Origin of the sequence: Bordetella sputigena, assembly GCF_965137885.1 — a bacterium.
In the GTDB taxonomy this organism is placed as follows: Bacteria; Pseudomonadota; Gammaproteobacteria; order Burkholderiales; family Burkholderiaceae_B; genus Bordetella_C; species Bordetella_C sputigena.
The window spans coordinates 146,576-161,443 of sequence record NZ_CBCSCA010000009.1 but is presented as its reverse complement, the minus strand read 5'-3'; the positions used below and the strand labels follow the sequence as shown (position 1 = coordinate 161,443).

The following is a 14,868-nucleotide window of genomic DNA, read 5'->3' as shown; positions in this document are numbered from 1 at the left end:
GCTACCGCCGCGCCGGTCGACTTATTGACGTATCAGTAAGTTGGCGGTACGCTTGCCACGATCGATTACACGCAGGACGGAGACCATGCAAGTCATAAGCGCCGACCAGGCCGCACAGCTCGTTCACGACGGCGACACCATACTCATCGGCGGTTCGGGCTCCGGCCACGCCATCCCGGAGTCGCTTATCGAAGCCGTGGAGCGCCGCTTCCTTGCCAGCGCCCAGCCGCGCGGCATCACGTCGCTGCACCCGGTGGGCCTTGGCGACCGCGACCAGCGCGGCGTCTCGCATTTCGGCCATCCGGGCCTGCTCAAACGCATCGTCTGCGGGACCGTGGTCGATGCGCCGTCCGTCGCGGCCATGGCCGCGCGCAACGAGATAGAGGCCTACACGCTGCCGCAAGGCGCCTTGTCGCAATTGATGCGGGAAATCGCCGGCGGCCGGCCCGGGCTGATGACGCACGTGGGCCTGCACACATTCGTGGACCCCCGGATCAGCGGCGGCAAGCAGAGCGCGAAGTGCCACGAAGATCTCGTCGAGCTCGTGGATTTCAAAGGCCGGGAGTGGCTGTTCTACAAGCCCTTCCACATCGACGTAGCGTTCCTGCGCGGTACCACCGCGGACGAGGACGGCAATATCTCGATGGAAGACGAAGCCATCTTCGGCGAGATGCTCTCAATGGCGCAAGCCACGCGGCGATGCGGCGGCGTCGTCATCGTGCAGGTCAAGCGCCTTGCCCAGCGCGGCGCGCTGCCCGGCAAGACCGTGAAGATTCCCGGGATGCTGGTCGACGCCGTCGTGGTCGAGCCCAATCAGTGGCAAACCTACCAGACCGACCTCGACCCCGCATTCGCGGGACAGATGCGCATCCCCCTGGGGTCCTTTCCGCGGTTGCCGCTGGACGAACGCAAAATCGTCGCGCGCCGTTGTGCGCTGGAGCTGCGCGACGGCGCGGTGTGCAATGTCGGCTCCGGCATTTGCACCGGCATCGGCATCGTCGCCGCCGAAGAAAAACTCCTGGATCGCATCATCCTGACCAACGAACAAGGCCTGACCGGCGGCGCGCCCGCCAACGGCCTGGACGCAGGCGCGGCCCGCAACTATTGGGCGATGATCGACCAACCCTATCAGTTCGACTTCTACGACGGTGGCGGCCTGGACATCGCTTTCCTTTCCGCGGTCGAAGTGGACGCCCGCGGCAGCGTAAACATCAGCCGCTTCGCGGGACGTGTTATCGGCATCGGCGGTTTCGTCAACATCAGCCAGAACGCCAAGAAAATGGTCTTCGGCGGCACATTCACCGCCGGCGGGCTGAAGATACAGACCGGCGACGGCAAGCTGGAGATCCTGACCGAGGGCAAGCATTCGAAGTTCGTGACGGAGTTGGAACAGACCAGCTACAGCGGCCCCTATGCATTGCAACGCGGCCAAATCACCGTCTTCGTCACCGAGCGCGCGGTCTTCCAGAACACGGCGGAAGGCCTGGAACTGATCGAGATCGCGCCGGGTATCGATCTGCAGCGCGACGTCCTGGACCAGATGGCCTTCCGGCCCCGCATCGCCGCGAATCTGCGCACCATGGACGAACGCCTGTTCCGTGCCGATCCCATGGGCATTGCCGGTGAGATGCCCGCGCAAGGCCCGCGCCATCATCCCCGCGTCGCGGCGCTTGCCGGAGTGCATGCGTGAACACGGCGCAGGCCACGCCGGCGTTATCGGGCACGACACGGCTCTACGCCATCATCGGCGATCCGATCGCGCAGGTCGGGTCGCCGCGGCTGTTCAATGCCGCGTTCCGCGCGCGCGGCATCGATGCGGTGCTGGTGGCGATGCACGTGGCGCCTTCCGATCTCGGCGGCATGATCGCCATCTTCCGCGCGATGAAGAACTTTGACGGCCTTATCGTGACGGTGCCGCACAAAATCCAGGTAGCGGGCATGATCGATACGCTCGGCGGCAATGCCGCGCGCCTGGGCGCCGTCAATACGATACGCAAGCTGCCTGACGGCCGGCTGCTAGGCGACAACTTCGACGGCATTGGCTTCGTGCGCGGCTTGGCTGGGCGCGGTATCGAACTTGCCGGCAAGAAAGTGCTGGTAATTGGCGCCGGCGGCGCCGGCTGCGCGGTCGTGAACGCCATCGCCGACCAGCGCGCGGCGCGCATCGGCGTATACGATATCGACGCGAATCGCCGCGACGAGCTGCTCAGGTCGGTCGCCGCGCATGTGCCCGGCGCGCATATCGAAGCCAGCGATCCGGTGGCCGCGGGATTCGATGTCGTCGTCAACTGCACCTCCGTCGGCATGAAGCAGGGCGATCCGCTGCCGGTCGACATCTCCGGGCTCGCCGCGCGCACGGTAGTCGCGGACATCATCCTGAAGCCTGTCCGCACCCCTTTGCTCGAAGCCGCGGCCCGGCTTGGCTGCATCACGCACGAAGGCCCCGCCATGCTCGAAGGACAGGTCGACGCCGTGATGGATTTCTTTTTCCCCACGTCTCCATAGGCACCCGCATGACGCTGACACTGAAACTTCCCCGCTCGAACGGCGTGCTGGAAAACTATCGGTTAAGCGGCCGCACCGCCAACCCCGGCAGCGCCGGAGCCGGCCGATTCAATCGGCTCGCCTATTCGGCGGCACACGTCGTCGCCGACCCATACGCCGATATCGATCCCTCCAGCCAATGCGCGGTCGACTGGGATGCGACGCTGGCCTATCGGAAGCGCCTGTGGAGCCTGGGCCTGGGTGTCGCCGAAGCCATGGACACCGCCCAGCGCGGAATGGGACTGGACTGGCCCACGTCACTGCAGCTCATCGATTACACGCTGCAGGCGGCTCGCGACGTGCCCGGCGCCGACGTCGTGTCCGGCTGCGGCACGGACCATCTTCCGCCGGATGCGGCTCGCCGCATCGACGACGTGATTGCAGCCTACGAACTGCAAATGGAGGCGATCGAGAAGCTGGGCGGCCGCCTCATCATCATGGCCAGCCGCGCACTGGCGCGTGTTGCGAAAACACCGGACGATTATCTGCGCGTGTACGACCGCATCCTGTCGCAGTCGCGTGAACCGGTGGTGCTGCATTGGCTGGGCGAAGCATTCGATCCGGCGCTCGCGGGCTATTGGGGCACGGCGGACCTGGATGAAGCCATGGACCACGCGATCGCCGTCATTGCCGCGCATCCCGAGAAAGTCAGCGGCATCAAGATCTCGCTGCTGGACAAGGACAAGGAAATTGCCATGCGCCGCAGGCTTCCGGCCGGCGTCCGGATGTTCACAGGCGACGATTTCAACTATGCCGAGCTCATCGCCGGCGACGGCCAGGGCAGCCTGCCGAATCACGGCCACAGCGACGCGCTGCTCGGCATCTTCGACGCCATCGCTCCCGCGGCGAGCGCTGCGTTGACCGCGCTTGGCGCAGGCGACGAGGCGCGCTTCAAGGCCATCCTGGAACCGACGGTCGCGGTCTCGCGCCACATATTCCAGGCGCCCACCCGCTTCTACAAAACCGGCATTGTTTTCCTGGCATGGCTGAACGGCCATCAGTCGCACTTTTCAATGGTGGGAGGCCAGCAGAGCATGCGCGGCCTTCCCCACCTGGCCGAGCTGCTGCGCCTGGCCGACAATGCCGGACTGCTGGAGGACCCGGAGCTGGCCGCTCAACGGATGCGTGTTCTGTTGGCAGCGCATGGCGTCGGCGATGCGTGACTTTTCGGGCGACCTTCGCTGGTTGTCCATCAACACGGCTACCGTGCGCGTCCAGTGGCCGCTCGATCGCATCATCCAGGAATGTGCCCGTCGCGGCATCAGTACGATCAGCCCCTGGCGCGACCAGGTCGCGGCGATCGGTCTGGACAATGCCGAGCGCTGCCTGCGCGAAAACGGTGTAGGGCTGTCGGGTTACTGCCGTGGCGGAATGTTCCCGGCGGTGGATCGCGCGGGCCGGCAAGCAGCCATCGACGATACGCGGCGGGCCATCGACGAGGCCGCAACGCTGGGCGCGCCCTGTCTGGTGCTGGTGGTGGGCGGCCTGCCTGGCGCGCTGTCGGGTACCGCCATGCACAGGGACATCGCGTCAGCACGCCAGGATGTGACGGACGGCATCGAAGCGGTCCTGCAACACGCGCGCGACGCGAACATGCCCCTGGCGATCGAACCGCTCCATCCGATGTATGCCGCCGACCGCGCGTGCATCAATACCCTGGAGCATGCCCTGGACATCTGCGATGCGCTGGACCCGGCCGCCGAAGACACAGCGCGCCGCATTCTTGGCGTGGCGGTCGACGTGTACCACGTCTGGTGGGATCCCAAACTGGAACAGCAGATCCACCGTGCGGGCCGCGACCGCCTGCTCGCTTTCCACGTATGCGACTGGCTGCTGCCCACCCGCGACCTGCTGAACGATCGGGGCATGATGGGTGACGGCATCATCGACATCCGCCGCATCCGCGCGGCGATGGAAGCCGCCGGCTACCAGGGGCACGCCGAGGTAGAGATTTTTTCGTCGACAAACTGGTGGAAGCGTCCCGGCGGCGAGGTACTGGATACCTGCATGGAGCGATTTCGAGGCGCGGTCTGATCAGGCCTGTGCGAACGGCCGGGCGTTGAATATTCCGGCGCTATCGTGAATCGGCCTGTCCTCGCCTCACCCGTCGTGGCGGGCCGTCCGGATCGCAAGCAGATGCGGCCGTCGAATCCCTCATGGTCCGACCAAGCGAAAGGATTTCCAATCGATCGGCATTGTGAGCGCGATTAAAGAGAGCACTGCGGTCTTATCTCCGAGAAAGGCGCCCGCTCGCCTTTTCAGACGCGACAGCTTCAGCCGCAGGTGTCGTTCCGCCTGATCCATCACGCCCGCGCTGAATGTACATAAAGCCTCGATTGGCAGCAGCCATCGAGCCGCGCGGAGCTCAGCAATAACCCTGGTCTTGCGGGTTATCCCTATTTTCGCCGCCATCGAAGCGCTGCAAGCTGTCGACAGACGACAGTTGTGCAGCGCATTCCCGGCCGCCACGTGGCCGGCCACCAACCATCAAAGGTGAGTCATGGCAGTGCAAACCCTGCGACAACGATCGCGTTCCATGTCCGAAGCGGAACGCGAGATGCGCGTCGACCTCGCGGCGGCCTATCGGCTGGTCGCCCATTACGGCATGGACGACAGCATCTATACGCATATCTCGGCGCGCGTGCCGGGTACGGAAGACCAGTTCCTGATCAACCCTTTCGGCATGCTGTTCCGCGACATCACGGCGTCTTCGCTGGTCAAGATCGACCTGGAAGGCCGCATCGTCGAGCCGAACGGCCATGATGTGAACCCCGCCGGCTTCACGATCCACAGCGCCGTGCATATGGCGCGCCATGACGCCACCTGCGTCCTACATACCCATACCGTCGCGGGGGTCGGCGTGTCCTCGCTGGCCTGCGGCCTGCAGCCCTGCAACCAGTGGGCGCTGCAGTTCCACAACCGTGTCGTCTACCATGAATACGAAGGCATCGCGCTTGACCACGGCGAACGCCAACGCCTGATCGAGGACCTGGGCCCCACCTCGCGCGCCATGATCCTGCGCAATCATGGCTTGCTGACCCTGGGCTCCACCGTGGCCGAGGCCTTCATCCTTCATTTGAACCTGGAGCGCGCGTGCCGCGTGCAAATGGCCATCCAGGCCACCGGCCAGGCCATCCATCCGGTGTCCGAGGAAATTGCCGAACGCACCGCCCGGCAGTACGAAAGCGGCGACAGCAACCGCCTGCCGGGACGCCCCGATCCGAACGCGCGCGAATGGCGCGCGATGCTGCAACGCCTGGAACCGCCGACCAGCGCGTCCTATCGCGATTGACCCGCCCTACCCCCGCGCCCGGGTATCGGGCGTGCCATTTCCATTCCGACCATCCAGAAGGATCCGCCAGTCATGAATCGTCGTGAGCTAATGAAGCTGGGCGCAGCAGGCCTGGGCATTTCCATCGCCGGGGTACCGTTGTCCGCGCTGGCGCAAGCCAAAAAAGGCGGCACCCTCAATGTCATCGTGCAGCCGGAACCGCCCGGGCTGATGCTTGGCATCATCCAGAACGGCCCCGCCCAGATGGTGGCCGGCAACATCTACGAAGGCCTGCTGCGTTACGACGAGAAGCTGGAGCCGCACCCGCAACTGGCCACGTCCTGGACCATGAGCGACGACGGCCTGACCTATACCTTCAAGCTCAAGCCCGACGTAAGCTGGCATGACGGCAAGCCCTTCACCGCCGACGACGTGGTGTTCTCCGCCGATGTCTTCCTGCGCAAGACGCACGCGCGGCTGCGCGGCAACCTGGAGGCCGTGGACACCATCAAGGCGCTGGACCCGCTTACCGTCCAGTTCAAGCTGAAGTATCCCTTCGGGCCTTTCCTGGGCCTGTTCGAAAACGGCTCCATGCCCATGGTGCCCAAGCATATCTACGAAGGCACGGACTTTCTTGCGAACCCGGCCAACAACACGCCCATCGGCACGGGCCCCTTCAAATTCAAGGAATGGGTGAAGGGTTCGTACATTCATCTGGTGGCGAACGACAAGTACCACGCCAAGGACCTGCCCCTGGTCGATAACGTCTATTTCCATGTCATTCCTGATGCCGCCTCGCGCGCGGCGGCTTTCGAGTCCGGCAAGGTGGACATCGTGCCGGGTGGCGCCGTGGAGTTCTTCGACGTCGCGCGGCTGGCCAAGCTGCCCGGCGCCGCGGTGACGACCAAGGGCTGGGAGTTCTTTGCCCCGCAATCCTGGCTGTGGCTGAACAACCGCAAGGCGCCGATGGACAACGTCAAGTTCCGGCAGGCCGTCATGTACGCGATCAATCGCGACGCCATGACAAAGATCGCGTACCAGGGTTACGCGAAGGTCGCCACCGGCCCCTTCAACAGTCACATCAAGTACTACAGCGACGATGTGGCCAAGTACCCGCACGATCTGAACAAAGCCAAGCAGCTGCTGGCGGAATCCGGCTACAAGGGCGAGTCGCTGCGCCTGCTGCCCCTGCCCTATGGCGAGACCTGGCAGCGCCAGGCGGAAATCGTGCGGCAGAACCTGATGCAGGCCGGCATCAAGATCGACCTGACGCCCTCGGATGTCGCCGGATGGAACCAGCGGCTGAACGAATGGGATTACGACATCGCGTTCACCTATGTGTACCAGTACGGCGACCCGGCCCTGGGCGTGGCCCGCAACTACACCAGCAGCACCATCGCCAAGGGCTCGCCGTTCAACAACGTCGAGGGCTATCGCAACCCCAAGGTGGACGAACTGTTCGCCAGCGGCGCGCGGGCCGTGGACCCGAAGCAGCGTGCCGACCTCTATCTGCAGGTGCAGAAAATCCTGCTGCAGGACGTACCGGTGGCCTGGCTGCACGAGATCGAGTTCCCCACCTTGTACCGCACCAAGGTGCATGATCCGGTCAGTTCCGCCATTGGCCTGAACGACAGCCTCAGCCGCGCCTGGATCGGTTGACCCGCGAACGATGAGACGCCTGCAATTCATGTTGAACCGGCTGGCACAGGGCCTGGTGGCCCTGTTGCTGATCGCCACCGTCAACTTCCTGCTGATACGCGCCGCCCCGGGCGATCCGGTTGCGGTCATGGCCGGCGAGGCCGGGGCATCCGACGCGCAATTCGTTGCGCAATTGCGCGGGCAGTTCGGCCTGGACCAGCCCTTGGGCACGCAGCTGTTCAAGTACCTGCAACACGTCGTGCACCTGGACCTGGGCTATTCGTACCGCCAGCAGCAGCCCGTGATAGACCTGATCGCGGAACGCCTGCCGGCGACACTGCTGCTGACCGGAAGCGCCTTCGTGCTGTCGCTGATACTGGGCGTGATGGCAGGCGCGCTCGCCAGCCGCCGCGCCGGCAGCTGGGTGGACAGCCTGGTCACCGTGGTCTCGCTGGTGTTCTATGCCACCCCGCTCTACTGGCTGGCCATGATGGCGGTGCTGCTGTTCACCGTCAAACTCGGCGTACTGCCCGGCTTCGGCTACTTCACCGTCGGCGCGGACCTGCACGGCCTGGCGCTGGCATGGGATATCGCCAAGCACCTGGTGCTGCCGGCGCTGACGCTGGCGCTGTTCTATACGGCGGTCTACGCGCGCATGACGCGCGCCTCCATGCTGGAGGTCGCGCAGATGGATTTCGTCAAGACCGCGCGCGCCAAGGGCGTGCGGCCGGGGCGCATCCAGCGCGCCCACATCCTGCGCAATGCCTTGCTGCCGGTCGTGACACTGGCGGGGATCCAGGCCGGCGGCATGATAGGCGGCGCGGTCCTGACGGAAACCGTATTCGCCTGGCCGGGTATCGGCCGGCTGATGTTCGATGCCTTGATGCAGCGCGACTACAACCTGCTGCTGGGATGCTTCCTGGTGGCCGCGGCGATGGCGGTGGTCTTCAACCTGATCACCGACTTCGTCTACACGCTGGTCGATCCTCGTATCGAGTTGAGCTAGGGCCTGGCGGTTAAAAAAGGGGAAAGCCCGTGAGCAGTGCATTCTGGCGGCGTTTCTGCCGCAACAAGGGCGCGGTGGCCGGCCTGCTGGTGCTGATCGCGGCCGCGGCGGCGGCCATCTTCGGTCCCATGTTCGCCCCCGGCAATCCATGGGACATGACACAGATGCCGTTCCTGGCGCCGGGCGCCGAACCGGGCGTGCTAATGGGAACGGACACCCTGGGCCGCGACATCCTGTCGGGGGTCATCTATGGCGCCCGCGTATCGCTGCTGATCGGCGTGGTATCCACCGTGGTGTCGCTGCTGATCGGCGTGGGCATCGGCGCGGTGGCCGGGTACTTCGGCCGCTGGATCGACGCGGTGTTGATGCGCTTTACCGAACTCTTCCAGTGCATACCCAGTTTCGCGCTGGCCATCGTGCTGGTCGCCATCTTCCAGCCGTCGGTGCGTTCCATCGTGGCGGCGATAGGCGTGGTGTCCTGGCCGCCGGTGGCCCGCCTGGTGCGCGGCGAATTCCTGACGCTCAGGCAGCGCGACTTCGTCGCCGCGGCGCGCCTGGCCGGCCAGTCCACCCCGCGCATCATCCTGACGCAAATCCTGCCCAATGCCGCGTCCCCCATCGTCGTCATGGCATCGCTGATGGTGGCCACCAGCATCCTGCTGGAATCCAGCCTGAGCTTTCTTGGGCTGGGCGACCCCAACGAGATGAGCTGGGGCTACATGGTGGGCTCCGCGCGCAGCGTGCTGCAGCAGGCATGGTGGATGGCGGTGTTTCCCGGGCTGGCCATCCTGCTGACGGTGCTGGCCTTGAACCTGGTGGGCGAAGGATTGAACGACGGCCTGAACGCCCGGCTGGATGGGAGGAGCCGATGAGCGGGGCCGTCACGCCGGGCGTGGGCGGCGATGCCGCCCCGGTACTGGATGTACAGGGCCTGAGCATCCGCCTGCCCAAGGGCGGCGATCGCGAACTCGCGGTGCGCGAAGTTTCGTTCGCCATCCCGCCCGGCCAGACGCTGTGCGTCGTCGGCGAATCGGGCTCGGGCAAATCGATGATCGCCAATGCCGTCATGGGCCTGCTGCCGCGGCCCGCGGTACAGCCCGTTGCCGGCCGCATCCTGTTCGAGGGCCAGGACCTGCTGGCCCTGGACGAAGAGCAACTGCGCGCGCTGCGCGGCCAGCGCATGGGAATGGTGTTCCAGGAGCCGATGTCCGCGCTGAACCCGGTGATGCGCATCGGCGAGCAGATCGCCGAGGTCTTCGACGCCCACATCCGACTGCCCGCGGCGGAAAAACGCCGCCGCATCGTCGCCGCCCTGGCCGATGTGGGCCTGCCCGATCCGGAACTCCTGGTGGACGCCTATCCTTTCCGCCTGTCCGGCGGGCAACGGCAGCGCGTGATGATCGCCTGCGCCCTGGCGCTGGAACCGCGGCTGCTGATCGCCGACGAGCCGACCACGGCGCTGGACGTCACGACGCAGGCACAGATCCTGGCGCTGATGCGGGACTTGCAGCGGCGCCGCGGCACCGCGCTGCTTTTCATCACCCATGATTTCGGAGTCGTCGCCGAGATCGCCGACCACGTGGTGGTCATGCAAACCGGCGGCGTGGTGGAATCCGGTCCCGCCACCCAGGTGCTGTCGGCCCCCCGGCAGTCCTACACGCGCCAGTTGATCGCCGCCATCCCCAAAGGCACGCCGCGCGCCGCCGAACCCGCGCCGGATCCGCTGCATCTGCTGCAAGTGCAGGATCTGTGCAAGACCTATGTCACGGCGGGCAGCCTGTTCCGCCGCGGCCGCGAGGTACAGGCCGTCAGCGACGTCAGCTTCACGCTGCGCCGTGGACAGACGCTGGGCCTGGTGGGCGAGTCCGGCTCCGGCAAGTCCACGGTGGGACGCTGCATCGTCGGCCTGCAGGGCTTCGATTCCGGCCGCGTCCTGTTCAAGGGGCAGAACCTGCTTTCCGGTCCGCGCTTCCGCGAACTGTCCCAAGGCCGCATCCAGATGGTGTTCCAGGACCCCTATGCATCCTTGAACCCGCGCCATCGCATCGGCGCGGCCATCGCCGCCGGTCCCATCGCCCAGGGCGTGCCGAAAAAGCAGGCCATGGCCAAGGCCATCGAACTGCTGCGCCTGGTCGGACTCGGGCCGGAGGCCGCCGACCGCTATCCGCACGAGTTTTCCGGGGGGCAGCGCCAGCGCATCGGCATCGCGCGCGCCCTCGCCATGGAGCCGGAACTGCTGGTCGCGGACGAACCGGTTTCCGCGCTGGACGTTTCCGTCCAGGCCCAGGTGCTGGACCTGTTCGCGCGCGTGCGCCAGCAATTCCAGCTGGCCATGGTGTTCATCACCCACGACCTGCGCGTGGCCGGGGAAATGTGCGACCACATCGCCGTCATGCAGCGCGGCCGGATCGTCGAATACGGCGCCACCGCGGATGTCCTGCGCAACCCGCGGCACGCGTATACGCGGACGCTGATCGACGCCGTGCCCAGGCTGGAGCGCATCGAGGACGGGCAGGCGCGGCCGGCGAAGGATATGGCTTCCGGCGTGGCGGCTGGAGCATGAAGGCGAAACGATGATGGCCGATATCCCGATGAGTGGCGTGGACAATGGATGCCCGGACGGCATGGAACCCCTTGCCGGGTTCGAGGGGCGGCGCCCGCGCGTCGCATTGCTCAGCACCCAGCTCGATATGCGTTATCTGCTGCCGGCCTTCGCCGAACTGTTTCCGGAAGCCGACGTGCGCCTGGAGACCGCGCTGGGCGATCTGCGGCAGATCGACGCGGCGGTGTGCTGGATGCCGCCGCGCGGCCTGCTGGCCCGGATGCCCGGGCTGAAGCTGATACAGTCCATCGCCGCCGGCATCGACCACATCACCGGCGACCCAACCCTGCCCGCGGTGCCCTTGTGCCGCATGGTCGACCCCGACATGGCGGCGGGCATGGCGGCCTATGTGTGCTGGGCAGTGACGCACCGCCAGCGCCATATGGACCGTTATGTGGCCTCCGCCGCCGCGGGTCTGTGGCAGGAACAGCCCGTGGAGGCGCCAGGCGCGCACCATGTAGGGATAGCCGGGCTGGGCGCGCTGGGAGTACGCTGCGCCCTGGCCTTGCGCGCCATCGGCTACCGTGTCAGCGGCTGGAGCCGCAGCGCCAAGTCCGGGCTGCCGGACGACATCGCGCTGTTCCATGGAGATGCGCAGCGCGCGGCCTTCCTGGCCACCTGCGATACCCTGGTATGTCTGCTGCCCTACACGCCGGAAACGCACGGCATCCTGGATGCCGAATGCTTCGCCCGCTTGCCGCGCGGCGCGCATCTGATCAACGTGGGACGCGGCGCGCACGTGGTGGAAGACGACCTGCTGCGAGCCCTGGACAGCGGCCAGCTGGGCTACGCCACCATGGACACCTTCACGCGGGAACCCCTTCCGGCGGACCATCCCTACTGGTCGCATCCGCGCGTACAGGTGACACCCCACATCGCCTCGCGCACGCCGGCGCGTGCGATCGCGCGCCAGACCCGGATCAACCTGGCGCAGATCGCCCTGGGCAATACCGCCATGGTCGCCGTCGATCCGGCCAGGGGTTACTGAGATGGAATCCCGCGCACGCATCGCATCCACCGCCATGACGGCCCGCAACGCGGTCGTCACGGGCGATGGCCGCGTCGCGTCCGTACGCGCCGGCATCGCGCTGTTTCTTGCCGCCTTGTGCGGCTTCGCCACCTTCGATGCCTTCTGCAAGCACATGCTGGCGACTTATTCGTCGCCCTTCATGAATCTCATGCGCTACATCGCAATCAGCACGATCGCCATGCTGTGGCTGGCGCGAGGCGCCCGCCATGGCACGCCATGGCGCCTGTGGCGCGCGCCGCATCGCGGATTGCTGCTGGCGCGCAGCGTGGCGTTGGCCTGCGTGGCGACCGCCTTCATGACGGCGCTGACCATCATGCCGCTGGCAGAGGCGACAGCCATCTATTTCACCTCGCCCCTGATCATGGTGGCGCTGTCACCCTGGCTGCTGGGCGAGCGCGTCGGTCCCATGCAATGGACGGCCGTCATCGCCGGCTTCGCGGGCATGCTGCTCATCGTGCGGCCCGGCAGCGACCTGCCCTGGGTGGGCGCCGTGCTGATGGCCATCGCCGCCGTCAGTTATGCGTTTTTCCAGTTGCTGACCCGCCGGCTCGCCGGGCTGGTGGCCGCGCCGGTACAGTACGCCTATATGGCCGTGGTCTGCCTGGTCATTACCGGCACGCCCGCCATCTTTATGCTGCCCACCACGTGGCCCGGATGGCCGCAGCTCCTGCTGCTGCTGGCGGGGGGCGTTTGCAGCGGCCTGGCGCAGCTTCTGCTGCTCGCCGCCTTCCGCCGGGCGCAGGCGTCCATCCTGGCGCCCTTGAACTATCTCCAACTGATGCTGGCCGTCCTCATCAGCACCTTCTGGTTCGGCCGGCCGCCCGATACCATCGCGCTGGCCGGCATCGCGCTGATCATGGGCAGCGGCGCGTGGCTGGCCTTGCGCCGGGCGCGGCCTTCGGCCGGCGGCGCCGGCGGGGCCATGGCACCAGGCGACTACCCCGCCCTGCCCCGGCACGATGCGCCAGCCAGCGCGCCCAGCAGCAGCGAGTCCGCGACCCCACGATGAAAACAACCACGATTCCGGACGACGATAGCGGCTTCGCGTCCATCGCGGCCACCGACCTGGTGGCCGAGGTGGAAGCCCAGTTGATACACGCGATCGCCGAAGGCCGCCTTCCACCGGGCGCCCGCATTATCGAGGCCGACCTGGCGCGGCGCATGGGCATCAGCCGCGCCCCCGTCCGGGAAGCCGCGCGCCGCCTGGAACGCCAGGGCATCGTCGTCGCCCGTCCGCGCCACGGCTTCACGGTGCGGACCATCACGGCCGGCGAAATCGACGATCTGTACCAGGTCCGCCTGCACATGGAACTGCAGGCCGTCGAACTCGCCTGCAAAAACGCCGACGAGGCCGGCATGCAGCGGCTGCAGGCCGCGCTGGCGCGCATGGTGGCCGAAGCCGCCACCACGCCCCAAACGCAGCGGGTGATGCGCGACCTGGAATTCCATACCTTGATCTGCGAGCTCTCGGGCAACGGCTACCTGCTGCGCCTGTTCATGAATATGCGCACGGAGCTGCGCATGATCATGGCGCTGATCGAGCTGGCCTACCAGGACCCGCAACGCGTCGCCGAAACGCATCAGCCCATCGTCGACTGCCTGCGCCGGCGCGACGTCGCCGCGGCGTCCGCGGCGATGCGCCTGCATCTGGAAGACGCGCGGCTGCATGTGCGCGCGCTTTACCAGGAAAAACATGGAATCCCGGCATAAGGCCGCGGCATAAGGACACGCGAACATGAAAGCCTATTTCCACGAAGACCAGAAACTGCATCATCCCCGCACCTATTTTTCGCGCGGCAAAATGCGCGACCCCCAGGAAATTCCATCCCGCCTGGACGGCCTGGTCGCCGCTTCGCGCAAGCTGGGCTTCGATGTGCTGGCGCCCGCCGATCATGGCGGGGGGGCCATCGCCGCGGTCCACTCGCTGGAGTACCTGCGTTTCCTGCAATCCGTGCACCAGCAATGGAAGCAGATGCCGGAAGACTGGGGCGATGAAGTCATGTCCACCATCTTCGTGCGCGAGCGCAATCCGCTGCGCGGCGTGCTGGCGCAGGCCGGGCGATATCTGGCCGACGGCAGTTGCCCGGTGGGCGAGCACACCTGGCATTCCGCCTATTGGTCCGCGCAATGCGCCATCGCCGGCGCAAAGTCCCTGATCGCGGGAGAGCGCCACGCCTACGCCATCTGCCGTCCGCCCGGCCACCATGCACGGTGGGACGCCGCGGGCGGCTTCTGCTACCTGAACAATGCCGCCATCGCCGCGCAACACCTGACGGCGAAGTATCCCAAGGTGGCGATCCTGGATACCGACATGCATCATGGCCAGGGCATCCAGGAGATCTTCTATACCCGCAGCGACGTGCTCTACGTGTCCATCCACGGCGATCCGCAGAATTTCTACCCCGCCGTCGCCGGCTTCGAGGACGAACGCGGCGAGGGCGAGGGCTACGGCTACAACATCAACCTTCCCATGCCGCACGGGTCGCCCGAGTCGGTATTCTTCGACCGCCTGACCCAGGCCCGGCGCGCGATAGAGCTCTTCCAGCCCGACGCGCTGGTGCTATCGCTGGGCTTCGACATTTTCGAGAAAGATCCGCAGGCCAAGGTCGCGGTCACCGAAGACGGCTTCGAGCGGCTGGGTCGGGAGGTAGGCGCGCTGAAGCTGCCTACCTTGGTGGTACAGGAAGGCGGCTACTACATCGAGGGACTGGAATCGAACGCGACGCGTTTCTTCGGCGGGCTGCAAGGGGGCTGACGCTCGCGCCCCCCGGGGCGAT

At 66.3% G+C, this 14,868-nt stretch carries 13 protein-coding genes; all 13 read left to right on the top strand.

What is annotated here, in order from left to right; translation table 11 throughout:
* Positions 1-85: 85 nt before the first annotated feature.
* On the top strand, positions 86-1,690 hold the full coding sequence (locus ACNA0R_RS18245) for an acyl CoA:acetate/3-ketoacid CoA transferase (RefSeq protein WP_415827458.1): 1,605 nt from the start codon (positions 86-88) through the stop codon (positions 1,688-1,690).
* Entirely contained in the window at positions 1,687-2,505 is an 819-nt protein-coding gene (locus tag ACNA0R_RS18240) for a shikimate dehydrogenase family protein (protein WP_415827457.1), read from the top strand. Before ACNA0R_RS18245 ends, ACNA0R_RS18240 begins: the two co-directional genes overlap by 4 nt.
* Positions 2,506-2,513: 8 nt before the next feature.
* On the top strand, positions 2,514-3,707 hold the full coding sequence (locus ACNA0R_RS18235; protein ID WP_415827456.1) for a dihydrodipicolinate synthase family protein: 1,194 nt from the start codon (positions 2,514-2,516) through the stop codon (positions 3,705-3,707).
* Entirely contained in the window at positions 3,700-4,578 is an 879-nt protein-coding gene (locus ACNA0R_RS18230) for a sugar phosphate isomerase/epimerase family protein (RefSeq protein WP_415827455.1), read from the top strand. Before ACNA0R_RS18235 ends, ACNA0R_RS18230 begins: the two co-directional genes overlap by 8 nt.
* A gap of 466 nt (positions 4,579-5,044) precedes the next feature.
* Positions 5,045-5,836 carry a class II aldolase/adducin family protein gene (locus ACNA0R_RS18225; protein WP_415827454.1) on the top strand — a complete coding sequence of 264 codons (792 nt, stop codon included), beginning with the start codon at positions 5,045-5,047 and terminating at the stop codon, positions 5,834-5,836.
* A 72-nt stretch (positions 5,837-5,908) separates the two neighbouring features.
* The gene (locus tag ACNA0R_RS18220) at positions 5,909-7,474 is read left to right on the top strand and encodes an ABC transporter substrate-binding protein (RefSeq protein ID WP_415827453.1); all 1,566 of its coding nucleotides are present in this window, start codon (positions 5,909-5,911) and stop codon (positions 7,472-7,474) included.
* 10 nt (positions 7,475-7,484) lie between these two features.
* Positions 7,485-8,459, top strand: a complete 975-nt coding sequence (locus tag ACNA0R_RS18215; protein ID WP_415827452.1) for an ABC transporter permease — start codon at positions 7,485-7,487, stop codon at positions 8,457-8,459.
* A 29-nt stretch (positions 8,460-8,488) separates the two neighbouring features.
* Positions 8,489-9,331 (top strand): ABC transporter permease, encoded by an 843-nt coding sequence (locus ACNA0R_RS18210; protein ID WP_415827451.1) that lies wholly within the window; start codon positions 8,489-8,491, stop codon positions 9,329-9,331.
* Positions 9,328-11,022, top strand: coding sequence for an ABC transporter ATP-binding protein (locus tag ACNA0R_RS18205; protein WP_415827450.1), 1,695 nt, complete (start codon positions 9,328-9,330; stop codon positions 11,020-11,022). The genes ACNA0R_RS18210 and ACNA0R_RS18205 overlap by 4 nt, the downstream gene beginning before the upstream one ends.
* A 10-nt stretch (positions 11,023-11,032) precedes the next feature.
* A complete protein-coding gene (locus tag ACNA0R_RS18200; protein WP_415827449.1) occupies positions 11,033-12,049 on the top strand; it encodes a 2-hydroxyacid dehydrogenase in 1,017 nt (338 codons plus the stop codon).
* 34 nt (positions 12,050-12,083) lie between these two features.
* Entirely contained in the window at positions 12,084-13,100 is a 1,017-nt protein-coding gene (locus ACNA0R_RS18195; protein ID WP_415827569.1) for a DMT family transporter, read from the top strand.
* Positions 13,097-13,801, top strand: coding sequence for a GntR family transcriptional regulator (locus ACNA0R_RS18190; protein ID WP_415827448.1), 705 nt, complete (start codon positions 13,097-13,099; stop codon positions 13,799-13,801). The genes ACNA0R_RS18195 and ACNA0R_RS18190 overlap by 4 nt, the downstream gene beginning before the upstream one ends.
* Positions 13,802-13,826: 25 nt before the next feature.
* Positions 13,827-14,846 (top strand): histone deacetylase family protein, encoded by a 1,020-nt coding sequence (locus ACNA0R_RS18185; protein WP_415827447.1) that lies wholly within the window; start codon positions 13,827-13,829, stop codon positions 14,844-14,846.
* The last annotated feature ends 22 nt before the right edge of the window (positions 14,847-14,868 follow it).

Bases quoted from the DNA above. Each gene is read 5' to 3' on its own strand.
- ACNA0R_RS18245 (WP_415827458.1), top strand. From the start codon at position 86: ATGCAAGTCATAAGCGCCGACCAGGCCGCACAGCTCGTTCACGACGGC.
- ACNA0R_RS18235 (WP_415827456.1), top strand. From the start codon at position 2,514: ATGACGCTGACACTGAAACTTCCCCGCTCGAACGGCGTGCTGGAAAAC.
- ACNA0R_RS18230 (WP_415827455.1), top strand. From the start codon at position 3,700: ATGCGTGACTTTTCGGGCGACCTTCGCTGGTTGTCCATCAACACGGCT.
- ACNA0R_RS18225 (WP_415827454.1), top strand. From the start codon at position 5,045: ATGGCAGTGCAAACCCTGCGACAACGATCGCGTTCCATGTCCGAAGCG.
- ACNA0R_RS18220 (WP_415827453.1), top strand. From the start codon at position 5,909: ATGAATCGTCGTGAGCTAATGAAGCTGGGCGCAGCAGGCCTGGGCATT.
- ACNA0R_RS18215 (WP_415827452.1), top strand. From the start codon at position 7,485: ATGAGACGCCTGCAATTCATGTTGAACCGGCTGGCACAGGGCCTGGTG.
- ACNA0R_RS18205 (WP_415827450.1), top strand. From the start codon at position 9,328: ATGAGCGGGGCCGTCACGCCGGGCGTGGGCGGCGATGCCGCCCCGGTA.
- ACNA0R_RS18200 (WP_415827449.1), top strand. From the start codon at position 11,033: ATGATGGCCGATATCCCGATGAGTGGCGTGGACAATGGATGCCCGGAC.
- ACNA0R_RS18195 (WP_415827569.1), top strand. From the start codon at position 12,084: ATGACGGCCCGCAACGCGGTCGTCACGGGCGATGGCCGCGTCGCGTCC.
- ACNA0R_RS18190 (WP_415827448.1), top strand. From the start codon at position 13,097: ATGAAAACAACCACGATTCCGGACGACGATAGCGGCTTCGCGTCCATC.
- ACNA0R_RS18185 (WP_415827447.1), top strand. From the start codon at position 13,827: ATGAAAGCCTATTTCCACGAAGACCAGAAACTGCATCATCCCCGCACC.